Genomic DNA, 6,021 nt, shown 5'->3' with positions numbered 1-6,021 from the left:
ACTTTCGAAATTCAGGTTCATCATTCCGATCGGGGCAGCCAATACGCTTCCCATGAGTACCAACAACGGCTCCTAAAATACGGGATGAAGGGCAGCATGAGCCGCAAGGGCAACTGCTACGACAACGCCTGCATCGAATCGTTCCACAGCATACTCAAAAAGGAACTCGTTTATCTGGAAAAGTTCAAGACCCGCAAGGAAGCGCAAAGCAAGATTTTTGAATATATCGAGTTTTTCTACAATCGCAAACGAGTCCATTCGGCGATCGGGTATCTCACACCCATTCAATGCGAACAAATGTACGATTATGTTGCGTAATTTTCTCGATTCCATGTGTCCAATCTATTGACAGAGGTCCAATATTATAACTTGTACTTGTAGTGACAGTCAATATCTTGAAATATTATGAAGTTTTATCTGTTGCGTGAATGAATCTGATCTTTAAACTGATTTTCTTGGTCTTCCCACTGGATCATGATCAATACCCCGTTTTCTTTTATTGAATCCAATGTGGTAAAACCAGACGCTTCTTCTAAAACGTACTCGAACTCGAAAACATTCGTTTTTCTGTTTTTTATAACATCGATGATGATCCCATACTGATCTTCGTATTCTTCATGATACCCATCGGTTTTCATTAATTTCTCTTTGTAAGTTGGGTCATACACGTTGATGATTTGTGTACTTTGATCCGTTCCCAGCGCAAAGCTGATATACTCTACCTCATTCAGCTCTTCCAGATCCCCTTTAAAGCGAAAAATCGATGGAAAGTATTTTTGTCCATTTTTTATAATGACTTCGTTGGGGATCGAGACTTCCCATTTCTTCCCTTCTCCTTGAAAAACCATTGCTTCGGCGTGTTTGTTTTCGGATGTCTGCGAACATCCGATTAGAATACCGCTTAGCATTACAACTAATAAAGAGGTTCTTAAAAGCGTGATGTGTTTTTGTTGAAACGATTTGCACATAAAAAGTTACCTCCTCCACTTTCCTTGCCTGAGCAGAAGCCTACCATATATTTATTTTTCCAACAAGAAAAGGATTCTCTAAAATAATACATGGGCCTCCGCACTCAACACAAATGATATTGGTGCGCTGGCCAACCATCTGAATCCCTCCTGTCAATCGCGACAAGGTTCAATACTATTGACGTGAAAATAACGGCGCGCTTTATTTTGTGAATTGGCTGACATACAAGAAGCAATACGTGCGTCCCGGCACTTACAGCACGTATGGTTGGCTTGTCAACTACCATATCGTCCCCCGCCTCGGCTCCGTAAAACTGGACAAACTCACACCGCAAATGCTTCTGTCCGTGTATGAGGAGATGCTGGAAGACGGGCTTGCGCCGCAAACAGTAAAACACGTTCACAAGGTGCTTCATGACGGCCTCGAAACCGCAATGAAATGGGGGTTGGCAGAAATGAACGCCGCCAAGCTTGTGAAGGCTCCCAAAGTGCCGAAGCATGAAATGAGGGTGTGGAATGAAGAACAGCTTACCCAGTTTTTTCGGGAATTCCAAAACCCTCGGTACCACACATTCTTCTTCCTGGCCGTCACGACCGGAATGCGCAGAGGAGAACTTCTTGGCCTCAAGTGGGAGGACATAGACTTTGAAAATGGAAAATTGAGCGTCCGCCGGGCGTACGTCCGCGGTTACAAAGGATATATCTTTCAGGAACCGAAGACTGCCGCGGGGATAAGAACTATTGCTCTATCTAAACAGACACTTGCCGCACTGAAACGGCATCGCATATGGCAGTTGGAGGACCGTTTAGCTGCCCCATACTTCAAAGACCATGGCCTTGTCTTTTGCCAGCGAAATGGAAATCCTTTGACACCGCAGCAGGGGGAAGGAGTCTGGTATCACTTTTTCCGAAAGTCCAACCTGCCATATATACGCATCCACGACCTTAGGCATACTCACGCTTCTTTGCTGCTCAAGGCAGGTGTGCATTCGAAGGTCGTCAGCGAGCGCCTCGGCCATTCCTCCGTGACCATCACGCTGGACAGATACAGCCACCTGCTTCCCGGTCTTCAGGAAGCCGCCGCCGCAAAGTTCGACGAGCTTGTGCGGCTTCCCGCTGTACACCGGCAGGCTTGACTTGCCGCGCGGCGGTCACTTGCGTGAAGCAGGATCATCCCCCAAGGGGAACCCGTTTGCGGGTTCCCTTTTTCCATGCCCGGCCATACAAACGCGCGCTCGGCTCATGGGGTGGTTGTAAACGATTTCGCCTCGCCGTTGTTTGCGCCGTGTTTGCAAGGCAGGGGGTGAAAGGGCGCTCAGCGTGGGGTTTCGGCGTGTATTTCGGGAGTTTTTCCGGGCATATACAGGCAATCGCCTGCCGTGACGCCTTCCTTTAGCGCTGCTCCAAGCTCGTCAATCTAGTCCGCATAAATGTCCAAGTTCCCTCATAGACATGAACCAGTTGCAAAAACATTGTGCAGAGGGGATGATTGTCAATGCGTCGCATCACATGGATTGCGGCCATCGTCGCTTGCTTCTCGATGCTGCTCGCCGGTTGCGGAGCCAAAGACGCCGATTCCATCGTCAAGGAACTCGACAAAGTCGTCGGAGGCATGGAAAGCTACAAAGGAAGCGGGACGATGACGCTCCATACCGGCCAGGAGCCGCTGGAGTACAAGGTTGAAGTATGGTACCAGAAGCCGCAGTATTACCGAATCGCCCTCACGAACGCCAAAAAGGATATCACCCAGATCGTGCTGCGCAACGACGAAGGCGTGTTTGTCCTGACGCCCAAACTGAACAAGGTGTTCCGGTTCCAGAGCGACTGGCCGCAAAATCAGGGGCAAGTGTATTTGTATCAGACGCTCGTACGCAGCATCGTGCTCGACAATTCGCGCCAGTTTGCCGTCGACGACAACGCTTATGTGTTCGATGTCATGGCCAGCTACCAGAACGGCTCGCTCGCCCGCCAGAAAATTTGGTTGGATAAAAAGGACTATGCGCCGCGTCAGGTTGAAGTGAGCGACAGCAATGCGACGGTTGTGGTGCAGGTCAAATTCGACAGCTTTGAATTCGATACGCAATTTGACAAGAGCGCATTCGATACGCAAACGAATTTGAATGCGGGGACGGCCGGCGCCGACGGCAGCAATGCGTCCGGTGAAGGCGGCAAGCCGGAGACGGAAGCGCCGGATGCCAAGAGCGGAGAAGCCGCGACAACGCCGGAGACCGGCGGAGAGGATGTCGCCGCTCCCGGCCCGAAAAGCGGAGCGGACGGAGAAGCCGGGACGAGCGAAGGTCAGGACGCCCAGACGGGCTCGGAGGCCGGCACGTCTAGCGAGGAAGAATCGGAGAGCGATGCGGAAATCGGTTCCGATCCGGATGCCGGCGCGTCCGCCGATGTGGCCCCGGAGTTCGTCGCCAGCGAACCGACCTATTTGCCGGAAGGCGTATCGCATATCGATTCGATCGATATCGTATTCGGCGGCAACGCGGGCGTCATGCATCGTTATGGCGGAACGTACAATTATACGCTCATTCAGACGCAGCCGAAAGATGTGGCCGCATCGTTCGTACCGGGCTTTATGATCGACCTGGGCTTTACGATGGGATCGATTAGCGGCGAGGAGCCGATGACGCTGACCTGGACGTACGACGGAATGGAATATCGGCTGACGAGCAGCGATCTGACCGAGGAAGAAATGATTAAAATCGCCCAATCCGTCCAGAACGAAGCGACGAAATGACGAAATAGCGCATCCGGCACGTTTCCATTTTGTACCTGCGGGCGGTGTGCTCCATTTCATTGACAGTGCTATCCTCAACCATTAACATTAATGCTATTGGGTTTTCGAGGGAAGAGGAGAAGGTGAAGCGTATGGATGCATACTATCGCCCGACCAGGGCAGAGATATCGCTGGATGCGCTGCGGAACAATTTGAACGGTTACCGGGCCGCCATCCCCCGGGATATGAAACTGCTCGCTTCCATCAAAGCGAACGCTTACGGCCATGGAGCGGTCGAAATCGCCCGGGAAGCGGAGGCATGGGGTGTCGATTATTTGGGGGTGGCGTTTCTTGACGAAGCGCTGCAGCTCAGAAGAGCCGGCATTCGTACGCCGATTCTCGTGCTCGGATACGTTCCGGCTTCGGCGCTGGCCGTCGCGCGGGAGGCGGACATCACGATTGCGCTTTTCCGCGACGATGTGCTGGAGGCCGCGGCGGCGCTGCAGGGCGGCGGCAAACGGCTGAAGGTTCACATCAAGATCGATACGGGCATGGGTCGGCTCGGCTTGCCGCCTGGCCGGCCCGCGCTGTCGTTTATCCGGAGGGCGCTCGCCGTGCCGCAGCTCGAAGTGGAAGGCCTGTTCACCCATTATGCGCGGGCGGACGAACGTGACAAGAGCTACACCCGCATGCAGCACGAACGGTTTCGGGCGCTGGCGGACGAACTTCGCCGAGAGGGCATGGAGCTGCCGCTCGTGCACGCCGGCAACAGCGCGGCCGGAATCGATACGCCCGAATGGGGCGGCGGCATGCTGCGTCTGGGTATCGGCATGTACGGGCTGTATCCGTCCGACGAAGTGAACCGTACGCGCATCCGGCTTGAGCCGGTCATGTCCGTCAAGACGGAAATTGTGATGACGAAGGATGCGCCGCCGGGCTCCGGCATCAGCTACGGCACCCGGTACGTGACGGAGAAGACGGAGCGGATCGGTACGCTTCCGGTCGGTTACGCCGACGGCTACAGCCGGATGCTGTCGGGCAAGGCGTCGGTGCTGGTGCGCGGCGTGAAGGTGCCGGTGCTCGGCACGATCTGCATGGACCAATGCATGATCGCCCTCGATCCGGCCTATTCGGACCGCCTGGGCCCTGTCGAAGCGGGAGAAGAGGCGGTATTGATCGGAAGCCAGGGCGGGGAAACGATTCATGCCGACGACCTTGCCGCATGGCTCGGCACGATCCATTACGAGGTGACGTGCATGATCGCCGCCCGCGTGCCCAGGGTTTACATTCGCGACGGCCAAACGGTGGCGATTACGAATATGCTGGCGAATCCATGACGGTCGGTTCGGGATGTAAGATATTTCTTCTCGAATTTTTTTGTCTTTCGTGGAGGATTTTGGAGGGTAAAGGCGAAAATAATAGCTAGCAGGGGAAAGCTGCATATCGAATCCATGCAGTTCATAGATATGATGAAGTATAGTGCGCGGCTTTTATTGACATAATGATGGTATTGGAAAAGTTTTGGAGGTGCTAGTTCGGTGGCCAACGTACAGAATACGAAACGGATTATGATCAGCCTGCCAGACCAGCTGTTAGAGGAAGTTGACGGAATTGTCGCCAAGGAGAACGGAAATCGCAGCGAATTTATCCGTCAGGCTATGAAGCTGTATATTATGGAGCGCAGAAAGCGGCAAATCCGGGAATCGATGCAGCGCGGGTACCTCGAGATGGCGATCATCAATCTGAACATGGCCTCGGAAGCTTTTCATGCGGAGGAAGATGCCGACCATACACTCGGCCGTCTCGTAAGCGGGGTGTAGAGCTTGATTGTAAAACGCGGTGATGTTTTTTTTGCCGACCTATCGCCCGTGGTGGGATCGGAACAAGGCGGAGTGCGGCCGGTGCTCGTTATCCAGAACGATATCGGCAACCGTTTCAGCCCGACTGTCATTATAGCCGCTATTACGGCTCAAATCCAAAAAGCGAAACTGCCGACCCATGTCGAAATCAATGCCGCCGCGCACGGATTTGACAGAGACTCGGTCATTTTGTTGGAGCAGATCCGCACGATCGACAAGCAGCGTTTAACGGACAAAATTACCCATTTGGACGACGACATGATGCGGAAAGTGAACGAATCCCTTATGATCAGTGTCGGACTGATCGATTTTTAAACCGCCGGCATTTCGCAGGCAAGAGCTGTCTCTTTGCACAATCTGCAAGGAGACAGCTCTTGTTTTTTTAAGTATAAAACTCACTTCCTATTTGCCTGTATAACCGTCCGCGTCATCCGTCAAATCGTCGTCCGTCCGTCGGTGCGCCCCGCCT

7 protein-coding genes are annotated in these 6,021 nt (G+C 53.1%); 6 read left to right on the top strand and 1 reads right to left on the bottom strand.

The window, feature by feature from the left end; genetic code table 11:
* Positions 1-318, top strand: a 318-nt coding sequence (locus ABEV74_RS23075) for an IS3 family transposase (protein ID WP_430150057.1), incomplete at its 5' end; no start/stop codon positions are given.
* 95 nt (positions 319-413) lie between these two features.
* On the opposite strand, the gene ABEV74_RS23070 is transcribed toward ABEV74_RS23075, so the two are convergent.
* Positions 414-968: a hypothetical protein gene (locus ABEV74_RS23070; RefSeq protein WP_430150054.1), complete on the bottom strand. Its 555-nt coding sequence runs from the start codon at positions 966-968 to the stop codon at positions 414-416.
* 209 nt (positions 969-1,177) lie between these two features.
* On the opposite strand from ABEV74_RS23070, the gene ABEV74_RS23065 reads away from it, so the two are divergent.
* From ABEV74_RS23065 to ABEV74_RS23045, 5 genes are all read left to right on the top strand, one after another.
* Complete coding sequence (locus ABEV74_RS23065; RefSeq protein ID WP_430150051.1) at positions 1,178-2,104, top strand: tyrosine-type recombinase/integrase; 927 nt, start codon at positions 1,178-1,180, stop codon at positions 2,102-2,104.
* A 359-nt stretch (positions 2,105-2,463) separates the two neighbouring features.
* Complete coding sequence (locus ABEV74_RS23060; RefSeq protein WP_430150048.1) at positions 2,464-3,714, top strand: outer membrane lipoprotein-sorting protein; 1,251 nt, start codon at positions 2,464-2,466, stop codon at positions 3,712-3,714.
* A 131-nt stretch (positions 3,715-3,845) separates the two neighbouring features.
* Positions 3,846-5,030 (top strand): alanine racemase, encoded by a 1,185-nt coding sequence (gene alr, locus ABEV74_RS23055; protein WP_430150045.1) that lies wholly within the window; start codon positions 3,846-3,848, stop codon positions 5,028-5,030.
* A gap of 201 nt (positions 5,031-5,231) precedes the next feature.
* Positions 5,232-5,513 (top strand): CopG family ribbon-helix-helix protein, encoded by a 282-nt coding sequence (locus ABEV74_RS23050; RefSeq protein ID WP_062495331.1) that lies wholly within the window; start codon positions 5,232-5,234, stop codon positions 5,511-5,513.
* Between the two features lie 3 nt (positions 5,514-5,516).
* Positions 5,517-5,867, top strand: coding sequence for a type II toxin-antitoxin system PemK/MazF family toxin (locus ABEV74_RS23045; RefSeq protein WP_062495330.1), 351 nt, complete (start codon positions 5,517-5,519; stop codon positions 5,865-5,867).
* Positions 5,868-6,021 lie beyond the last annotated feature (154 nt).

The sequence above is a fragment of the Paenibacillus cisolokensis genome (genome assembly GCF_050481165.1).
Classification (GTDB): domain Bacteria; phylum Bacillota; class Bacilli; order Paenibacillales; family Paenibacillaceae; genus Paenibacillus_AH; species Paenibacillus_AH cisolokensis.
The sequence above is the reverse complement of the archived record's forward strand: the minus strand, read 5'-3'. Positions and strand labels throughout refer to the sequence as shown.